Origin of the sequence: Paraburkholderia kururiensis JCM 10599 = LMG 19447, assembly GCF_003986935.1 — a bacterium.
Taxonomy (GTDB): Bacteria; Pseudomonadota; Gammaproteobacteria; order Burkholderiales; family Burkholderiaceae; genus Paraburkholderia; species Paraburkholderia kururiensis.
In genome coordinates this window covers 241,085-259,856 of the sequence record NZ_RJZE01000005.1, presented here as the reverse complement: position 1 = coordinate 259,856, position 18,772 = coordinate 241,085, and the positions used below count along the sequence as shown (strand labels likewise).

General features: G+C 64.7%; 15 protein-coding genes. 14 read left to right on the top strand and 1 reads right to left on the bottom strand.

Going from position 1 to position 18,772, the window contains the following annotated elements:
- Positions 1-183 precede the first annotated feature (183 nt).
- The 6 genes from PKKP23_RS08115 to PKKP23_RS08090 all read left to right on the top strand — a co-directional run bounded on the left by PKKP23_RS08115 (position 184) and on the right by PKKP23_RS08090 (position 5,554).
- The gene (locus PKKP23_RS08115) at positions 184-852 is read left to right on the top strand and encodes a haloacid dehalogenase type II (RefSeq protein WP_017777373.1); all 669 of its coding nucleotides are present in this window, start codon (positions 184-186) and stop codon (positions 850-852) included.
- A gap of 88 nt (positions 853-940) precedes the next feature.
- Positions 941-2,218, top strand: a complete 1,278-nt coding sequence (locus PKKP23_RS08110; protein WP_126876504.1) for an NAD(P)/FAD-dependent oxidoreductase — start codon at positions 941-943, stop codon at positions 2,216-2,218.
- Positions 2,219-2,248: 30 nt separating this feature from the next.
- Positions 2,249-2,557 (top strand): (2Fe-2S)-binding protein, encoded by a 309-nt coding sequence (locus PKKP23_RS08105; protein WP_017777375.1) that lies wholly within the window; start codon positions 2,249-2,251, stop codon positions 2,555-2,557.
- Entirely contained in the window at positions 2,539-3,984 is a 1,446-nt protein-coding gene (locus PKKP23_RS08100) for an FAD/NAD(P)-dependent oxidoreductase (RefSeq protein ID WP_126876503.1), read from the top strand. The genes PKKP23_RS08105 and PKKP23_RS08100 overlap by 19 nt, the downstream gene beginning before the upstream one ends.
- Positions 3,981-5,183, top strand: coding sequence for an NAD(P)/FAD-dependent oxidoreductase (locus PKKP23_RS08095; protein WP_126876502.1), 1,203 nt, complete (start codon positions 3,981-3,983; stop codon positions 5,181-5,183). Before PKKP23_RS08100 ends, PKKP23_RS08095 begins: the two co-directional genes overlap by 4 nt.
- Before the next feature lie 8 nt (positions 5,184-5,191).
- Positions 5,192-5,554 carry a helix-turn-helix transcriptional regulator gene (locus PKKP23_RS08090; RefSeq protein ID WP_017777378.1) on the top strand — a complete coding sequence of 121 codons (363 nt, stop codon included), beginning with the start codon at positions 5,192-5,194 and terminating at the stop codon, positions 5,552-5,554.
- 70 nt (positions 5,555-5,624) lie between these two features.
- On the opposite strand, the gene PKKP23_RS08085 is transcribed toward PKKP23_RS08090, so the two are convergent.
- Positions 5,625-6,413 carry an aldolase gene (locus tag PKKP23_RS08085; RefSeq protein ID WP_126876572.1) on the bottom strand — a complete coding sequence of 263 codons (789 nt, stop codon included), beginning with the start codon at positions 6,411-6,413 and terminating at the stop codon, positions 5,625-5,627.
- Between the two features lie 391 nt (positions 6,414-6,804).
- On the opposite strand from PKKP23_RS08085, the gene PKKP23_RS08080 reads away from it, so the two are divergent.
- The 8 genes from PKKP23_RS08080 (at position 6,805) to PKKP23_RS08045 (ending at position 18,662) form a co-directional block, all read left to right on the top strand.
- Positions 6,805-7,899 carry an HlyD family secretion protein gene (locus PKKP23_RS08080; protein WP_126876501.1) on the top strand — a complete coding sequence of 365 codons (1,095 nt, stop codon included), beginning with the start codon at positions 6,805-6,807 and terminating at the stop codon, positions 7,897-7,899.
- Positions 7,900-7,923: 24 nt separating this feature from the next.
- Positions 7,924-9,498 carry a DHA2 family efflux MFS transporter permease subunit gene (locus PKKP23_RS08075; RefSeq protein ID WP_126876500.1) on the top strand — a complete coding sequence of 525 codons (1,575 nt, stop codon included), beginning with the start codon at positions 7,924-7,926 and terminating at the stop codon, positions 9,496-9,498.
- Positions 9,499-9,509: 11 nt separating this feature from the next.
- Positions 9,510-10,991, top strand: coding sequence for an efflux transporter outer membrane subunit (locus tag PKKP23_RS08070; RefSeq protein WP_126876499.1), 1,482 nt, complete (start codon positions 9,510-9,512; stop codon positions 10,989-10,991).
- A 14-nt stretch (positions 10,992-11,005) separates the two neighbouring features.
- Positions 11,006-11,440, top strand: coding sequence for a MarR family winged helix-turn-helix transcriptional regulator (locus PKKP23_RS08065; protein ID WP_126876498.1), 435 nt, complete (start codon positions 11,006-11,008; stop codon positions 11,438-11,440).
- Positions 11,441-11,586: 146 nt separating this feature from the next.
- Positions 11,587-13,587, top strand: a complete 2,001-nt coding sequence (locus tag PKKP23_RS08060; RefSeq protein WP_126876497.1) for an amylo-alpha-1,6-glucosidase — start codon at positions 11,587-11,589, stop codon at positions 13,585-13,587.
- A 50-nt stretch (positions 13,588-13,637) separates the two neighbouring features.
- Positions 13,638-16,364 carry an MGH1-like glycoside hydrolase domain-containing protein gene (locus PKKP23_RS08055; RefSeq protein WP_126876496.1) on the top strand — a complete coding sequence of 909 codons (2,727 nt, stop codon included), beginning with the start codon at positions 13,638-13,640 and terminating at the stop codon, positions 16,362-16,364.
- A 417-nt stretch (positions 16,365-16,781) separates the two neighbouring features.
- On the top strand, positions 16,782-18,212 hold the full coding sequence (locus PKKP23_RS08050; RefSeq protein ID WP_126876495.1) for a glycoside hydrolase 5 family protein: 1,431 nt from the start codon (positions 16,782-16,784) through the stop codon (positions 18,210-18,212).
- Between the two features lie 159 nt (positions 18,213-18,371).
- The gene (locus PKKP23_RS08045; RefSeq protein WP_126876494.1) at positions 18,372-18,662 is read left to right on the top strand and encodes an EF-hand domain-containing protein; all 291 of its coding nucleotides are present in this window, start codon (positions 18,372-18,374) and stop codon (positions 18,660-18,662) included.
- Positions 18,663-18,772 lie beyond the last annotated feature (110 nt).

The following is an 18,772-nucleotide window of genomic DNA, read 5'->3' as shown; positions in this document are numbered from 1 at the left end:
AGTCGCCGGAGCGCACCGCATACTCTGCTGTACAGCCGCAGAAAAACGACGGATTGTGTGTTCGCGGAAGGCCAATACACGACAACCCGCATTTTTTGCGGTGATGTAATTCATTCCAGCAAGAACGACCGTCGCCCTTCACCGGCGCGCCATCGACACACCTTGACCACCACAGGACCCGCCATGACCCGCTTCCGACCGAAATACATCACGTTCGACTGCTACGGTACGCTGACCCGCTTCCGCATGGGCGACATGGCGCGCGAGATCTTCGCCGGCCGCGTGGCGCCGGAACAGATGGAGCAGTTCGTGCGCGACTTCGCCGCGTATCGTCTGGATGAAGTGCTGGGTGCGTGGAAGCCGTATCAGGAAGTGGTGAAGAACGCGGTGCGCCGCACGCTCAAGCGCTGGAACCTTGCTTATGACGACGCTGAGGCCCAGCGCTTCTACGACGCAGTGCCGACGTGGGGCCCGCATGCCGATGTGCCTGAAGGGCTCTCGAAGGTGGCGAAGGAATTCCCGCTCGTGATTCTTTCGAACGCCTCGAACGACCAGATTCACAGCAACGTCGAAAAACTCGGCGCGCCGTTCCATCGCGTGTTCACGGCGCAGCAGGCGCAGGCCTACAAACCGCGTCTGCAGGCGTTCGAATACATGCTGGACAACCTGGGCTGCGGGCCGGAAGACATCCTGCACGTGTCGTCGAGCCTGCGCTACGACCTCATGTCCGCGAACGATCTCGGCGTGAAGAACAAGGTGTTCGTCTCGCGCGGTCACGAGCCTTCCACGCCGTATTACAACTATCACGAGATCAAGGACATCGGCGGGCTGCCTGGCGTCGTCGGTCTGTAAGTGTCGGCCGGCCGCGTGTTGTGCGGCCGCAAGCGTCAAGCATGAAGTTCGTGAACGACTGCCCGCTCCGCGCGAGCGAAGGACCGCGATGAAGTTCGAATCGTACTGGCTCGATACCCGTCCGCCATTCCGGCACGGCGACCCGGGGCCCGTGGAAGGATCGGCCGAGGCGGTTGTGATCGGCGGCGGGTTCACGGGTTTGTCGGCGGCGCTCGCACTCGCGAAGAAGGGCGTGCCCGTGACGGTGCTGGAAGCGGGCAGTGTGGCGAGCGAGGCGTCGGGGCGCAACGGCGGGCAGTGCAATACGGGCCTCGCGCACGACTATGCGACGCTCGCGGAACGCATCGGCCGCGAGCGGGCGCTCGGTTTCTATCGCGCCTATGAGAGCGCCGTGCAGTCGGTGCGCACGATCGTTGCCGAAGAGCAGATCGATTGCGACTTCGTGGGCGGCGGCAAGATCAAGCTGGCCGCGAAGCCGCAGCACTTCGCGAAGCTCGAGAAGACCTACGAAACGCTGGTGCGCGACGTTGATCGGGATGTCGAACTGATTGCGCCGGAACGCATTCGCGACGAAATAGGTTCGAACGGCTTTTTCGGCGGACTCGTGCAGCGCAACGGCGCGCAGATGCATATGGGCAAGTTCGGCGTGGGGCTGGCCGAAGCGGCGGTGAAGCGCGGCGCGCGCATCTTCGAACAGGCGCCGGTGACGGCGCTCAAGCCACTGGGCGGCGAGCGTTACGACGTCGTGACGCCGCGCGGCACGATTCGTGCCGCACGCGTGCTGGTGGCAACGGGCGCTTCGCGCGTCGGGCCGCTTCAGTGGTTTCGCCGCCGCATCGCGCCGGTGGGCAGCTTCATCGTCGTGACGGAGCCGCTCGGCAAGGACCGGCTCGATGCGTTGCTGCCCACGCGGCGCGCGTACGTCACCACGCTCAACATCGGCAACTACTTTCGTGCGACGGCGGACACCCGTCTGCTGTTCGGCGGCCGCGCGCGCTTCGCGATGTCGAACCCGCGCTCGGACGAAAAGAGCGGCCGCATTCTGCGCGCAAGCCTCGCGCATTATTTCCCGCAACTCGCCGACGTGCGCCTCGACTATTGCTGGGGCGGCCTCGTCGATATGACGGCGGACCGCCTGCCGCGCGCGGGCCAGCACGAAGGCCTTTTCTACTCGATGGGCTATAGCGGCCACGGCGTGCAGATGTCGGTGCACATGGGCCGCGTGATGGCCGACGTGATGTTCGGCGCAGCGTCGCGCAATCCGTGGGGCGAACTCGCATGGCCCGCCATTCCAGGCCACTTCGGCCACGCGTGGTTTCTGCCGCTCGTGGGCGCCTGGTACCGCTTTCAGGACATCATTCACTAGCCGCGCGGCATTGTGCAAAGGAGCAGCAGCATGGGCGGACGATTTGTCCGGCTTGGCGAAACGGGCCGGGAAAAAGTGAAGCTACGCATCAATGGTGCCGACGTGGAGGCGCTTGCTGGCGACACGTTGCTCGTGGCGATGCTCTGCACCGTGGACCACGTGCGCCAGTCCGAATTCGGCGACGAGACACGTGCGGGTTTTTGCCTGATGGGCGCATGCCAGGATTGCTGGGTTTGGACGGAAACCGGCGAACGCCTGCGTGCCTGCACGACGGAAGTGCGCGAAGGCATGCAGATCGTGACCACACAACCGGAGGTGCAATGGGCCAACCTCGTGTAATCGTCGTGGGCGCTGGACCGGCCGGGGTGCGCTGCGTCGAGACACTGCTCGCAGCGGGCATTGCCCCCATCGTGATCGACGAAGGCCGCCGCGACGGTGGTCAGATCTATCGGCGGCAGCCCGAGAACTTCGGGCGTCCTTATGAAAAGCTCTACGGCACCGAGGCGAGCCGCGCTTCGAATCTGCACACGGCATTCGAGCGTGTGCGCGCACAGGTCGATTACCGGTCCGACACACTCGCGTGGAACGTGAGCGAGGGGCGCCTGTACGTGCTGCATCGCGGCCAGTCGCACGCGCTGCCTTATGACGCGCTCGTGCTGTGCCCCGGCGCGACGGACCGGCTGATGCCGGTGAAAGGCTGGCAACGCGCGGGCACGTATAGTCTTGGCGCATCGCAGATCGCGCTGAAGGCACAGGCATGTTCGATTGGACACGACGTCGTGTTCATGGGATCGGGACCGTTGCTGTATCTGGTCGCGAATCAGTATGTGCGGGCCGGCGCGCGCGTGGCTGCGGTGCTGGACACGTCGCCCGCCGCCGCGCGGCTGCGGGCGCTGCCCAAACTGCTCGCGCGACCCGACGTGCTGAAGAAGGGCGCAGCGCTCGTGTCCGGACTTAAGAAGGCCGGCGTGCAGGTCGAGCACGGCATCGAGCCGCTCGAAATTCTGGGTACCGACAGCGGGGGCGTGGAGGGCATTCAGTATCGCGATGCAAAGGGTGAGGTGCGCCAGATTGCGTGCGACGCCGTGGCGCTCGGCTACCACCTGCGTCCCGAAACACAGTTGGCCGACCTGGCACGTTGCGCGTTCCGCTTCGATGAAAGCACGCGCCAGTGGCTACCGCAGATCGACGAACTGGGGCGTAGCTCGCAGGCGGGCGTCTATCTGGCGGGCGACGGCGTTCGCGTTCTGGGTGCCGACGGCGCGGAACTGGCGGGGCGGCTCGCGGCATACGCGGTGTTGAGCGATCTGGGTCATACGGTATCCGAAGCAACGCTGGCGCCGCTCAAGGCGCAACAGCGCAAGATGGATCGCTTCCGCCAGGGCCTGGCTCAAGCCTTTCCGTGGCCCGCCGCGCAGGCGGCTCGCCTTTCCGACGAGACCATTGCATGCCGTTGCGAAGGCATCACGGTGGGCGAACTGCGGCGCGTCATCAAGAACGAAGGCGCGTGCGAAGCGAACCGTGCGAAGGCATTCAGCCGCGTGGGCATGGGCCGCTGCCAGGGGCGCTACTGCGGGCACGCCGCAGCCGAGATCATTGCCGCTGCCGCAGGCGTGCCGCTCGAACAGGTGGGACGGCTGCGCGGCCAGGCACCCGTGAAGCCGCTTGCCATATCGACGATGGAAATCACGACGGACGTTCACCACGACAGTCCCGCTGCGTCTGCGGCGACACGCGCCACGGGCGTCACGGAGGTTCACGAATGAAGCGCGCTGAAGCCGATGTGGTGATTGTGGGCGGCGGCATCATGGGCGCGGCCACCGCGTTTTTTCTGCGTCGCCGCGGGCATTCCGTCATCCTGATCGAACGCGGTCTGATCGGACAGCAGGCAAGCGGAACGAACTTCGGCAACGTGCGTCGGCAAGGGCGCTTTCTGCCGCAACTGCCGCTCGCGAACCGTTCCCGCGAAATCTGGGGCAAGCTGCCCGCGCTCATCAATCACGACGCGGAGTTTTTGCCGTCGGGACATATTCGCGTCTGTTATCGCGAAGAACAGGCGCATACGCTCGAAACCTACGCCAGGGACGCGAGCCAGTACGGCCTCATGCTCGACGTCATGCGGGGCGCGCAGATGCGTTCGCGCTTTCCGTTCCTTGGGCCCGAAGTGTTGGCGGCGTCGTATTCGGCGACGGACGGCCATGCGAATCCCCGCCTCGCCGCGCCCGCATTCGGACGTGCGGCTGCACGGCTCGGCGCGCAGATCGAAGAGAACACCGAGATCGCAACCGTCGAAAAAGAGGGCGCCGAGTTCCGGGCAACGGCTGTGGACGGCCGCACGTTTCATGCGCCGGTGTTGCTGGTCACGGCGGGTGCATGGGGCAGCACGCTCAGCGAGCAATTCGGCGAGCCGGTACCGCTTGCCGTGCATGGTCCGCAAATGGCCGTGACCGAGCCCTTGCCGTACGGCATTCGGCCCGTGGTGGGCGTGTCGTCGCCGCTGCTCGAAGAGGTGGTGTATTTCCGCCAGATCGAGCGCGGCAACATCGTGTTCGGCGGTTGCGCGCGCGGGCCCGCATACCCCGACCTGCGCCGAGCATATGTGCTGCCCGAGAGCACGCTTTTGCAGTTCCGCCAGTTGCAACGCCTCGCGCCCGCGCTCGCTCGGCTCAACATCATTCGCGTATGGAGCGGCATCGAAGGCTATGTCTCGGACGATCTGCCGGTGATGGGTGCGAGCGGCAAGGTAAGCGGCCTTTACTATGCATTCGGTTTTTCGGGCCACGGCTTTCAGCTCGGACCGGAGGTGGGTGACACCATGGCCGAGCTGATCGATACCGGTGCGACCACGACGCCGCTGGAGCCGTTCGACATTCGCCGCTTTGCTTCGGCCTCGCTTTCGCCCGAGCACGAGGCTGCTGTACCCGCTGGGGCCGCTGCTTCCAGCGCTGCGCGGCACGCTGCATAGGAGCGCGAATGGGTGCTCTCGACGATGCCGACGTCTCGGGGCGGGCGAACGGCGCCACGCAGCCTATCGAGCGTGCGATCGAGTTCATCGAGCGCTCGTTCGCGCAACCCGTCACGCTGGCCGCACTCGCGGCTACCGCGGAACTCAGCGTGTCGCGTTTTGCGGCGCTATTTCGCGCGCAGGTGGGCATCTCGCCGCATCGGTACGTGTGCCTCGTACGCGTGCGTCATGCGCAGAAGCTGCTGCGCGGCGGCGTGCCGCCTTCGGTGGTGGCAACCGAGGTCGGCTTCTTCGATCAGAGCCACCTGGGGCGTCATTTCAAGCGCACGTTGGGCACCACCCCGGCGGCGTATCTCGCGGCAGCCGAGTAGTCAACGTCTTCGCCTCGCCACGTGATGGCGAGCGACTCTCCTTTCCTGGCGCTCGCCCGGCCGGCAGGTGTTATCGGTCGAATGCGATACCGCGCTCGCGCAACTGCCGCATGCCGCTTTCCAGATGCGCACGCGCGCTCGCGGCGTCGCCGGCGCGCATTTGTTCGTAGGCACGTTGTGCCACTGCTTCGGGAATGGTCTTGAGCGGCCGGTTGGTGCTCATGGCCTTGAGTTGCACCTCCGCAGCGCGCTCCAGGTAGTAGAGATCGTCCCACGCTTGTGCGATATCGGGTGCGGCCACCATCACGCCGTGGTTCTTGAGGAACAGGATGTCCGCGTCGCCCATCGCCGCGGCAATGCGGTCGCCTTCCGATTCGTCGAGAGCAAGGCCGTTGTAATGCTCGTCCACCGCGGTGCGGCCGTAGAACTTGAGCGCCGTTTGCCCCAGCCACAGCAGAGGCGGGCCTTCCAGCAGGCAAAGCGCAGTGGCGTTCGGCATGTGCGTGTGAAACGCGGCTTGCACGCGCGGCATCAGCCGGTGCAGCCGTGCGTGGATGTAGAAGGCCGTGGCTTCGGGCTTGCCTTCGCCTGCTATGACGTTGCCGTCGAAGTCGCAGACGAGCAGACGCGACGCCGTGATCTCGCTGAACGCGTAGCCGTACGGGTTGACGAAGAAGAGGTCCTCGTGGCCGGGCACGACAGCGGAGAAGTGATTGCAGACGCCTTCCTCGAAGCCGTTGAGTGCCGCGAGCCGGAAGCACGCGGCGAGTTCGATGCGGGCCTGCATGATGGCGTCCGAGTCGAGACGTTGGCGGCGCGAGGCTGCGGCGCAAGGCGAGGTGGTGAGCGTGTGAGCCATGTTGGGCGTAATGAGATCGGCGGGTAAGCGGCTGGAGAAGAGGGCGATTGTCGCGAACATGATCTTCGCGCGGCAACGTGGTGTCGTCCAGTGACGAATCCATTAAGTATTCCGCGAAGAGCGACGAAAGGCATTCGTCAGGAAGGGTTTGCCGCGTGGCGGCCTTCCTTTCTTATCTGAATTGCAACAATCAATTTCGTCTTGCTTCGCTTGTGTGGGTGTATATGCACAGGCAATATGTCGCGACCGATCTGGAACGTGTGGCTGCTGTTTCCGGTACGGGCCGCGGCTATGTTGCGATGGTTTGCGCTACGTCTTGCATCGTGCCGTTACGCACCATCGGCCGGTTGCCGCTCTCCTTCACCCTTTAGAGTGCATAAGCACAGATACCATGAGTACGACATCTGCTCAAACTCCCGCAGTCGCCGGCGCCCTGCCGGAGGCTCGTGTTCGTACCATTCCGTGGATGCTGCTCGCCGTAGCCGGCGTGGTGCTCGCGGTATGTGCCGCGCTTGCCTACTGGTTCGCCGTGGGCCGCTGGGTGGAGTCCACGGACGACGCCTACGTAGGCGGCAACGTCACTGTCATCGCACCGAAGGTGACGGGTTTCGTGGATCAGGTGCTGGTGCAGGACAACCAGTACGTGAAGGCCAACCAGGTGCTGATTCGCCTCGATTCGCGCGACTACGATGCGAAGCTTGCGCAGGCGGTTGCGGAAGCGAACAGCGCCGAGGCGGCTGTGAACGAACTGAAAGCGAAGCGCGCGCTTCAGCTTGCCGTGATCAACCAGCAGGCGGCCGGCGTGACGGCAGCCCATGCGGAACTGGTACGTACGAACGCAGATCAGGCGCGTTACCGGCAACTCGTGAAAGACGACGCGGTTTCGAATCAGCTTGTGGAGCAGGCCGATGCGTCGTTTGCCAAGGCCAAAGCCGCGGTGGAAGGTAGCGATGCATCGCTGCTCGCGGCGAAACAGCAGCTCACCGTGCTCGACGCGCAGATTGCCGACGCCGGGGCGCGTGTTGCGAAAGCGCAGGCCGAGCAGCGCTATGCGCAGCTCAACGTCGACTACACGACGCTACGTTCGCCTGTAGACGGCTACGTGGGCAACCGCACCGCGCGAGTCGGCCTGCTTGCTTCGGCAGGCACGTCGATGCTCACGGTGGTGCCCGCGCATGACCTGTGGGTCGATGCCAATTTCAAGGAAGACCAGTTGAGGAGGATGCACGACGGCGACCCGGTCGAAGTCACGCTGGACGCTCATGCGGGCACGATACGCGGCACCGTGCAAAGCATTGCGCCGGCTACAGGAGCCACCTTCAGCATATTGCCGCCCGAGAACGCCACCGGCAACTTTACGAAGATCGTGCAGCGCGTGCCCGTACGCGTCGTGCTCGACGTGCCGAAAGAGGCCCACTACCTGCGTCCGGGGCTCTCGGCGACGGTGCGCGTGCATCTCGCAGGCGCGCGTCAGCGCAACGGCTAAGCCCACGAGCGCGGAGACAGCATCATGACCTCACGTGTTCCCGTCAATCCGATGGACCTGCCGCTGCGCACCAAAGTCACGGCGTTCGCATTGATGTGCCTCGGCTTCTTCATGGCGACGCTCGACATCCAGATCGTCGCGTCGTCGCTGAGAGACATAGGCGGTGGCCTGTCCGCGAGTCAGGACGAACTCTCCTGGATTCAGACGGCGTATCTGATTGCCGAGATCATCGTGATCCCCATGTCTGGTTGGCTCACGCGAGTGTTCTCCACGCGCTGGCTGTTTGCCGCTTCCGCATTGGGCTTCACGATTGCCAGCATGCTGTGCGGGATGGCGTGGGACATCAACTCGGAGATCCTGTTCCGTGCGCTGCAAGGCGCGCTGGGTGCCGCGATGATTCCCACTGTCTTCACGACCGCGTTCGTGCTATTTCCCGGCAAGCAGCGCGCGCTGGCGGCCACCACCATTGGGGCACTGGCCACGCTCGCACCGGCCATTGGGCCCGTGATAGGCGGCTGGATCACCGACCAGTGGTCGTGGCACTGGCTGTTCTATCTCAACGTGGTGCCGGGCATTGCCGTGACGGTGCTCGTGCCGAAGTTCGTGCGTATCGATGAAGCCGACCTGAGCCTGCTGAAGAAGGGCGACTACCTCGGCATTCTGCTGATGTCGGGCTTTCTGGGCTGCCTCGAATACGTGCTGGAAGAAGGGCCGCGCAAAAACTGGCTGGGCGATACGACCATTCTTGTCTGCGTCTGGATATCGGCGATCTGCGGCTTCCTCTTCATCGTTCATGCGCTCACCGCACGCGAAACGATCGTGGACCTGCGCGCGCTGCGCATCCGCAACTTCGCACTCGGCTCGACACTCTCGTTCATCACCGGCATCGGCATCTTCTGCACGGTGTTTCTCACACCCGTCTTTCTTGCCCGTGTGCGCGGCTTCAGCTCGATGCAAACCGGCTTCGCGCTGCTTTCGGTGGGCTGTGCCCAGGTCGTGGCGCTCGTGGTCTATTCGCGGCTCTCCACGCGTATCGATCTGCGCTGGCTGAACCTGTTCGGCCTCGTGCTGTTCGGGCTCGGCTGCTATCTCTACGTGCCCGTGACGAGCGAGTGGGGCTGGAGGGAACTGCTGCTTCCGCAGGTGCTGCGCGGCATTGGCCAGCAGTTCTGCATTCCGCCCATCGTGACGATGGCGCTGGGTGCGCTGCCGCCTGCGCGTCTACGTTCGGCAAGCGGGCTCTTCAATCTGATGCGCAATCTGGGTGGCGCGATCGGCGTGGCCGTGAGCAACACCATGCTGAACGACCGGCTCAATTTTCATTACCTGCGCCTCAACGAGCACGTCACCGACGGCAGGCCTGTCGTCGAAGCACTGCTTGCGCATACGTCGGACCAGATCGGGACGGTTGCAGGCAATGTGCTCAGCGGTCCCCAGGCCGGCCTCGCACTGCTGCACAACGTCGTGATGCGCGAGGCACTCACACTCACTTTCTCCGATGCCTACTTCGCCGTGGCGTGCTGCTTTGTCGTCGCCATCTTCTGCGCATTGTTCGTGCGGCGGCTGGACACGGCGATGCCGCCACCCGATGCTCATTGAGGTCTCCGTTCATGAAACCCCGCATCCGAACCAAGCTGTTTGCTTTTGCGGCGAGCCTCGCACTGGCGGCCTGTGCCGTGCAGCCCGCCACGCACGCCGACCTTTCGCAGCAGGTGCAGCAGATCGCGCCGCGCGAGTTCAACGTGGACGTGCCGCCCGATACCGCTGACGCCGAAACCTGGTGGCAGCAGTTCGGCGATCCGGTCATGCACGACCTCGTGAGCACCGTGCTCGATCAGAACCTCGACCTGAAGGCGGCCGCCGAGCGCGTGCGTCAGGCGGAGGCGCAGACCACCCTGCAGCACGCGGCGCTGCTGCCCGAGCTGAACGCCAACGCCAACGCGAGCGATACGCGCATCATCGTGCCGCCGCCGCTCGGCTATGTGCGGCAGGCGGGTTTCGGTTTGTCCGCGAGCTGGAATCCGGACGTGTTCGGCGGCGAGCGTCTCGCACTGCTCGCAGCGAGGGCGCAGACAACGGGCACGCGCGAGGCGCTGAACGAACTACGTCTCGCGCTTGCAGCCAATACCGCGGACGCGTACATCGAACTGCGCTGGGCACAAAGCGAACTGCGCATTCTTGAAGATAACGAACGAATTCGCGAGCGCACGTTGCGGCTTACGCAGGAGCGTCTGCACTACGGTCTTTCGACCCGGCTCGACGTGGCGCGCGCGCAGAACCAGTTGAGCGATCTGCAGGCGCGCATTCCGCCTGTGCAATCGAGAATCCAGCATCAGTTGAGCCTGATCGCCGTGTACACGGGACGCTCGCCCGAGAGCTTGAGCGCCAACGCGTTCGGCAACGGCGAGATACCGGCGCCGCGCACGTCGGCGCCTTCCACGCTGCCTTCCGAAGCACTGCTGCGCCGTCCGGACGTGCGCCTCGCCTATGCGACGGTCGAGCAGCGTGCGGCGCAGGTGGGCGCCGCGAAGGCCGAGCGGTATCCGAAGTTCTCGCTCAATCTGAGCGATGGTTTGCTCGCGGCGTCGTATCTCGGCTTGCCCACGCTCACGGACAACCTGTTCAGTGCCGCGCTCGGCGTGACGAGTCCGATCTTCAACGCGGGCCGCATCAACGCGGATATCGCGAAGCGCGAGAGTCAGATGCGCGAGTCGCAGTTGGGTCTCAATGGTGCGGTGCTCAACGCGTTGAAAGACATCGAAGACACGCGTAGCGATCTCGTCAGCGCATCCGGTGCCGTCGAGCGGCTGGGCGCCGCGCTCGGTGCGTCGGGCGATGCGCTGCGTCTTTCGAACGAACTCTACAAGGGCGGAGCGTCCAGCTTTCTCGACGTGTTGACGGCGCAGGAGAGCTATCTGCGCGACGACGAGTCGCTGAACGAAGCGAAGCGGGATCACGCGCTCGCGGCGGTTGCGATGTATCGCGCGCTGGGTGGGGGCTGGCGTGTCGAAGCGGGCGGCGACGCGGTCGCGGCAAACGCGCTGCGAACGGATTCGGCGGCCCTTGCTGCCGCGCACGGAGCCGCTCAATAAGCGCGCAACTCATCATGAACGACGCAGATTGCTTCGACGCATCCCACGGCTTTGCGATGCGTCGGGCCGCGCGCTATATCAGCAAGCTCTACGAGCGACACCTGAAAGCGGCGGCACTCACGCCGACGCAGTTCGCCATTCTGGGCCGCCTGAGTGGAGGCGAAAAGCTCACGTTCTGCGAACTCGCGGACACGCTGTTGCTCGACCGCACGACACTGGTGCGTGCCGCGAGTGCATTGCGCCGGGCCCGACTCGTTCGAGCCGAAGCCACCAGCAACGACGCGCGCACGCTCCACTTCGCGTTGACCGACGAGGGCAGGGCGGCGCATCGTGCAGCGCGTCCGCTCTGGGACGCCGCGCAGCAGGAACTGGAACGCGAATTTGGCCGTGAGCGCGCACAGGGCCTCAGGCGCGAACTACTCGAACTCGCGAAACTGGGGCGACGATAGAGGATCACCGCTCGTACGTGCGTCGATCCCTTCGCGGCGCAACACACCCACCGCGCCATCGCAGTGACACAATACCGGCTTGGCGGCTCATCGGAGGCGAAGATGCGCAGGCGTGGTCAAGTGCGAGCGATAGTGGGCAGGCGGACATGACGCGCATCGACTCCCCGCACCGCAGCACGGAAGCGAGCGAGGCCGAGTGGCTCGAAGCCGACGGGCGAGGCGGCTTCGCCTCGGGCACGGCAGGTGGCGAACGGACGCGCCGCTATCACGCGCTGCTGCTTGCGGCCACGCATCCGCCGGCGGGCCGTGTCGTGCTCGTCAATGGCATCGAAGCGTGGATCGAGTCGGCGCGTGGCGGCCGTTATCCCCTTACGCGGCATCGTTACATGCCGGTTCATCTGCATCCGCCCATTACGGCCGACCTGATGTCCTTCAACACCGAGCCGTGGCCCACGTGGCGCTTCTGTATCGGCGACGGTTGGCAGGTCACGGCCGAGGTGTTCGTCGCGCACGGTGCCGCGCAAACCGTGCTGAGGTGGCGACTCGAAAGCGTGTGTGCGAGCGACGTACAACATGAGACCCAAGCCGGACATGAAGCGCTCACGTTGAAGGTGCGCCCGCTGCTTTCGGGCCGCGACTATCACGCACTGCATCACGAAAATCCGGCATTCGACTTTACGGCGCACATCGTGACCGACTGTGTTTGCTGGCAGCCTTACCCGGATCAACCGGTTGTCGTGGCGCAGAGCAACGGCACCTATACGCACGAACCCGACTGGTATCGCAACTTCTGCTACACGCAGGAACGCGAGCGCGGGCTCGATTACAACGAGGACCTCGCCACGCCGGGCCTCTTCTCGTTCGACCTTGCGCAAGGCGACGCGGTGTTGATCCTGAGCGCGCAAACCGCGGCAAACGCGGAGGCAGCCGCACAGGAGGAAGCCGCCTCGGCCGCCGCGCTCGCGCTGCGTCTCGATGCGCAGGAGCGCGTGCGGCGCGCATCGTTTGCCGGCCGTCTGCAACGCAGCGCCGACGAATACGTGGTCGCGCGCGGCGCGGGCCGCACGATCATCGCCGGTTATCCATGGTTCACGGACTGGGGCCGCGACACCTTCATCGCAATGCGCGGCCTGTTGCTGGCGTCGGGGCGCTACGCGGAAGCGGAATCCATCCTCCTTGGCTGGACCGAGACGATTTCCGAAGGCATGTTGCCCAACCGCTTTCCCGACGATGGCGGCGCGCCCGTCTACAACGCAGTGGACGCGTCGCTCTGGTTCGTGGTGGCCGTGCACGACTATCTACAGACGGCCCACGCCAGCAGTGCGACACGCGAGCGCCTGCAACAGGCGGTCAACACGATCGTGCAGGGCTATGCCGACGGCACGCGCTTCAATATCGCAGCCGACGACGACGGTCTCTTGCGCGCAGGTGTGCCCGGCGTGCAACTGACGTGGATGGACGCGAAGGTAGGGGACTGGGTGGTGGCGCCACGCATCGGCAAGCCCGTCGAAGTGCAGGCCCTCTGGATCAACGCATTGCGTATCGCGCTCGCCTGGGACACGCACTGGGGCGAACTCGAAACGCTGGCGAGCACCTCGTTCGCCGAGCGCTTCGTGAATCCCGCGACGGGCGCGCTTTACGACGTGATCGACGTGGACCACGAACCCGGCCGGGTTGATGCCAGTGTGCGGCCGAACCAGATATTCGCGACAGGCGGCTTGCCCCATGCCGTGATCGACGGGCAGCGGGCACGAGCCGTGGTGCGCCAGGTGGAAGCGCAATTGCTGACGCCGCTCGGCCTGCGGTCGCTCGCGCCGTGCGATCCCGCCTACGTGGGCCGTTACGAAGGCACGCTGTTGCAGCGCGATGGCGCCTATCATCAGGGAACGGTGTGGCCGTGGCTGCTCGGGCCTTTCGTGCAAGCGTGGCTGCGCGTGCAGCGCGCAGCAGGCGTGCCGGATTCGGCGAGCGTTGCCGCGGCCCGCGCACGATTTCTCACGCCGCTCTATGCTCATCTCGACGCGGCCGGCCTGGACCATGTGAGCGAAATTGCCGACGGCGACGCGCCGCATACGCCGCGCGGCGCGCCATTCCAGGCGTGGTCGCTCGGCGAATTGCTGCGTATCGAAAAGCTGCTGGGTAGATGACGAACGATGGGCGCATGCGCAGCGGCGCATGGGCTCATATCGGAGGGGCTATGTCAGCGTTACGTGCCAATCTGTTGAAAACAGCCGAAGGGTTGCGTCTGCACGGCCCCGAGCTCGATGGCTGGCGCCGTTGGGGGCCGTACCTGAGCGAGCGGCAATGGGGCACGGTGCGCGAGGACTACAGCGAGAACGGCACCGCGTGGGACTACTTTCCGCACGATCATGCGCGCAGCCGCATGTACCGCTGGGGCGAAGACGGCCTTGCGGGATTCGGCAACGACCCGCTGAACTGGTGCGTCTCGCTCGCGCTCTGGAACGGGCGCGATCCCATCATCAAGGAACGCCTGTTCGGTCTCAACAACGAAGAGGGCAATCACGGCGAGGACGTGAAGGAGCTGTACTTCTACCTGGACGGCACGCCCACGCATTCGTACATGCGCATGCTCTACAAGTACCCGCATGCGGCGTATCCGTACCAGGACCTCGTGGATGAAAACCGCAGGCGCGGCGCAGACCAGCCCGAGTACGAGATTCTGGATACAGGCGTGTTCGACGACGACCGTTACTTCGACGTCTACGTCGAATACGCGAAGCACACGCCCGACGACATGGCGATGCGCGTAACAGTGGAGAATCGCGCGGACATCTCGGCCTCGCTGCACGTGCTGCCGCATTTCTGGGCGCGCAACCGCTGGGCATGGTCGACGAAGCACAGCAAGGCCACGCTTACGCTGAGCCGCTACGAAGACGGCGGCGCAGGTGTGCTTGCGCAATACCCCTCGCTCGAACCGCTCGTTGTGACGGCGACGGCGCCGCAGCCCATCGAATGGATCTTCTGCGAGAACGAGACGAACGTGCGCCGTCATTTCGGCATGGAAGGCGAAGGCCCTTTCAAGGACGGCATTAACGACTACATCGTGCATGGCGACGAGCACGCCATTCGCCGCGATCGCGGCACGCGCGCGGCGGCCCACGTGTGCCTGCATCTCGAACCGCATGGGCGTGTGGTGCTGTATTTGCGCTGGCATCCGGAGGCGGCGGCCAGCACGGATCCACTCGATCTGGACGCGCTTTTCGCGCAGCGGCTTGCCGAGGCCGACGAGTTCTACGCGGCGCTTCAGCACGACGTCGAAGACCCCGACGCGCGGCTCGTACAGCGTCAGGCGCTGGCGGGCATGCTGTGGTCCAAGCAGTACTACCAGTTCGACGTGACGCGCTGGCACGATGGCGACCCAGGCCAGCCGAAGCCGCCGCGCGCCCGCCGCCACGGCCGCAACGCGGACTGGCGTCACATGTGCAATGGCGACATCGTATCGATGCCGGACAAGTGGGAGTACCCGTGGTACGCGTCGTGGGACCTCGCGTTTCATGCGGCGGCGCTCGCGCTCGTCGATCCGGACCTCGCAAAGAAGCAATTGCTGCTGCTCGTGAAAGAGCGCTACCAGCATCCCAACGGGCAACTGCCCGCATACGAATGGGCGTTCGGCGACGCCAATCCGCCGGTACACGCGTGGGCCGCGTGGCGCGTGTACGAGCTGGACCGCGAAGTCACAGGCGAGGGCGACCGCGAGTTTCTCGAACTCATCTTCCACAAGCTGCTGCTCAATTTCTCGTGGTGGGTGAACCGCAAGGACGCCGAAGGCCGCAACATTTTTCAGGGCGGTTTTCTGGGCCTCGACAACGTCGGCATATTCGACCGCTCCTCGCGGCTGCCTGCGGGTGACCGTATCGATCAGGCGGACGGCACGGCGTGGATGGCCTCGTATGCGCTGGACCTCATGCGCATCGGTCTCGAACTCGCCGTCACGAACAAGGCCTACGTGGACATTTCGGTGAAGTTCTTCGAGCACTTCCTGTACATCGCCGAAGCCATCTGCTGCAGCGAAGGGTGCAGCACCGGCCTGTGGGACGACGAAGACGAATTCTTCTACGACGTGCTGCACTTTCCCGACGGCGGGCGTATGCCGATGCGCGTGCGCTCCATCGTCGGGCTGATTCCGTTTTTTGCCGTGCACGTGCTCGAGGAACGCGTGCACGGCAAGCTGCCGGGGCTGCGCGAACGGCTCGACTGGTTTCTCGATCATCGGCCGAATCTGGCGCGCCTCGTGTCCCGCTGGACCGAACCCGGCAAGGGCAACACCACGCTGCTTTCGCTGTTGCGCGGGCATCGCATGAAAGCGCTGTTGCGGCGCACGCTCGATGAGACGGAATTTCTCTCGCGCCACGGCGTGCGTGCACTGTCGCGCGCGCATTGCGAAGCGCCCTACGTGTTCGAACACGATGGCGCGCGCTTTGGCGTGCGCTACCTGCCCGCCGAATCCGATACGCGCGTGTTCGGCGGCAACTCGAACTGGCGCGGGCCCATCTGGATGCCCGTCAACTATCTGCTGATCGAGTCGCTGTACGAGTTCTACCGCTACTACGGCGACGACTTCCGCGTGGCGTGCCCCACGGGATCGGACACGATGCTCTCGCTGCGCGAGATTGCCGACGAACTGACGCGCCGCGTGACGACGCTTTTTTTGCGCGACAAGGAAGGGCGGCGTCCCGTCATGGCCGCTTATCCGCAATTGCAGGACGATCCGCGCTCGCATGACCTCGTGCTTTTTCACGAGTACTTTCACGGCGACAACGGGCGCGGCGTAGGCGCATCGCATCAGACGGGATGGACGGGGCTCGTCGCGCTGCTGTTGCAGCCGCATCGCGTGCAGGTCTCCGGCGTATTGCCTGCGGTGGATGGACAGGCGCGTGAGGAAACCATCACGTCGGCGCGATAGCGCGCCGACGAGGTTGTTCTGTCACTCTGAAGCGCTCGTGCTAATACCGGCATCGCCAGGCTGCCGTCCGATGCGAAAAAGCGGGCCGCTTTACTGATCCATCACGAAAATACGCGTCGTTTCGTGCCGCTCGACCTGCGCTGAACGCCCCGCCGCCGCAGGCGCCAGGTACGTCTTACCGGCGCCCGCACGCGCCTGAAGAAAAACGGCAAATCCTCCTAAAGTCACACCCATCGCCGCCGTTATACAGGCCGGCGTCGGAATGTTCGCTCCGGATTTCTCCCTCCAGCAACCGTCGGCCCCAACGGTCCCCATTGGGGCGGCACGCGGCTCTCGCGTCCTCACTTCCCGAACTCTTCCTTTCTGAAGCTTGCGGCTTTCTAGCCGGTTCATTACACGTATTCAGGTATCCGTATCATGTCGTCCAGAAATGTTTTGGCGCCGCGCGACGCACGCGGGCTTGCTATTGACGCGCCCGTGTCGCGCCGGAAATTTCTCGCGGGGCTGCTGGCCGGGGCGGGGAGCCTGACGCTCGCCGCGTGCGGAGGCGGGGGCGGCGGTGGAGGCAGCACCACGACGACCACCGCCTTGAATACGAGCGGATCGAACACGACGACGAACGCGGGCACCACGGCGACCGGCGCGACGACCGCCACGACGGGCACGTCCACGGCCTCGAACAATGTCGCCACGAAACTCGCGGAATCCACGTCGGGCACCACGTTGCCCCCTGCCACGCAGCTTATCGACGCGGCCGGCATGAACTGGACGATCTCGAACGGCCGCGTGATCTGCGGGCACACCAACACGCTGTGCCCCATTACGCCGAACATGCTGCTGTACTGGAACCACACGGTGTACGCGCGCAACGTTGCCGGCGTCTGGTACAAGAACCTGAACGGCGTCTGGAGCATTGCGTCGGACCCGCGCAGCGCGCCCATTTTCTACGGGCTCAACGGTCATCCGCTGCAGACCACGGGCGCGTATGCCACGCAGACACCCGCGCAACAGATCGCGATGCTCGCCGACCTGGGCGCCACGGTTTACCGGCTCGATTGCTACGGCGCTACGAGTGACGCGCAAACGCTTGCGCGCTACGCGCAGGCCGCTGCCGGCACGAGCGTGACGATTCTGCCGTGCCTCGCGTTCCATCAAGCCATGTTCACCACGACCGAACAGGACAACTACGATTGGGCGTTCCAGTGCGGCGTGAATACCGCTACCGCATTGCAGGCGTATTGCTCGATCTATGAGATCGGCAACGAGATTGACGACTACTGCTGTATCGGCGTGGGCGAAACGCCGTCCTCGTTCGACAACACACGTTTTCAGCTCGTGCGCGGCCTGCTGCGCGGCGCAGCGGACGGTATCAAGTCCGTACAGCCGGGCGCGAAGATCATCCGCGGCGGCGGCGTCACGACGCTCATCGGCTTCAACAACATGCTGTGGAACGGCACCCAGCCCGACGGCACGAGCGGCCACCCGCGGCTCACGTGGGACTACACGGGCTGGCACTGGTACGAGACGAGCGGCAATATCATTACCGCCTACGACGGTACTGCGACGCCGCTCAACATCCTGCAGAACCTGCAGCAGTACGGCGTGCCGGTGTGGATCACCGAAGTGGGCTTCAACACCGGCGACACCGATCAGGGCGCGGCCTACATTACGCAGGTTTTCAACCAGTACTTCACGGACCGCTCCGCCTACAACATCGCCGGCATCTGTTTCTATGAGCTGTTCGACGTGGCGGCCGAGGGCACCTTCGGTCTGGTCAATGCGGACGGTGTGACGAAGAAGCAGGGCTACGCCGCGTACAAGAATTTCGCGAGGGCCCATCCGGTCTGAGCGATGCCGACGCACCCGGCAGCAGTGACATACCGCGACATGATTCTGTAGTCGCCTTCGTCTGCGTACGCCTCTAAGATTCGCCTGCCACTGCCCACTGCACGAGATGCCGCACGTTGCCGGCGCCGTGCCGGAGGGCAGAACGACACGGAGGAATTCATGAAACGCGTACTCGTCACGCTCGTCATTTGCATCCTTTCCACGGCCGCGATGGCACAGACAGCCACGCCGCCCGCAGGTGGCATGCGTATGGAGCGCATGCTCCAGCAACTCCAGACCCGCTTTGCCAGTGCGAACACCACCCACGACGGCAAGCTCACGCGCGAGCAGGCAGCCGCCGGCATGCCCAGGGTCGCGCAGCATTTCGACGAGATCGATACGCAAAAAATGGGCTTCGTGACGCTGGCGCAGATCGAAGACTTCATGAAGCAACGTATGGCGTCACGTTGAGCGGCGCCACCCCTCAAGCGTATTCGGCTCGCTGCGCTACTGGAGCGCAAACCCGGGAACACGCGGAACAGACCCGCATCGTGTCGAAGTTGATGCACAATCGCGACGAG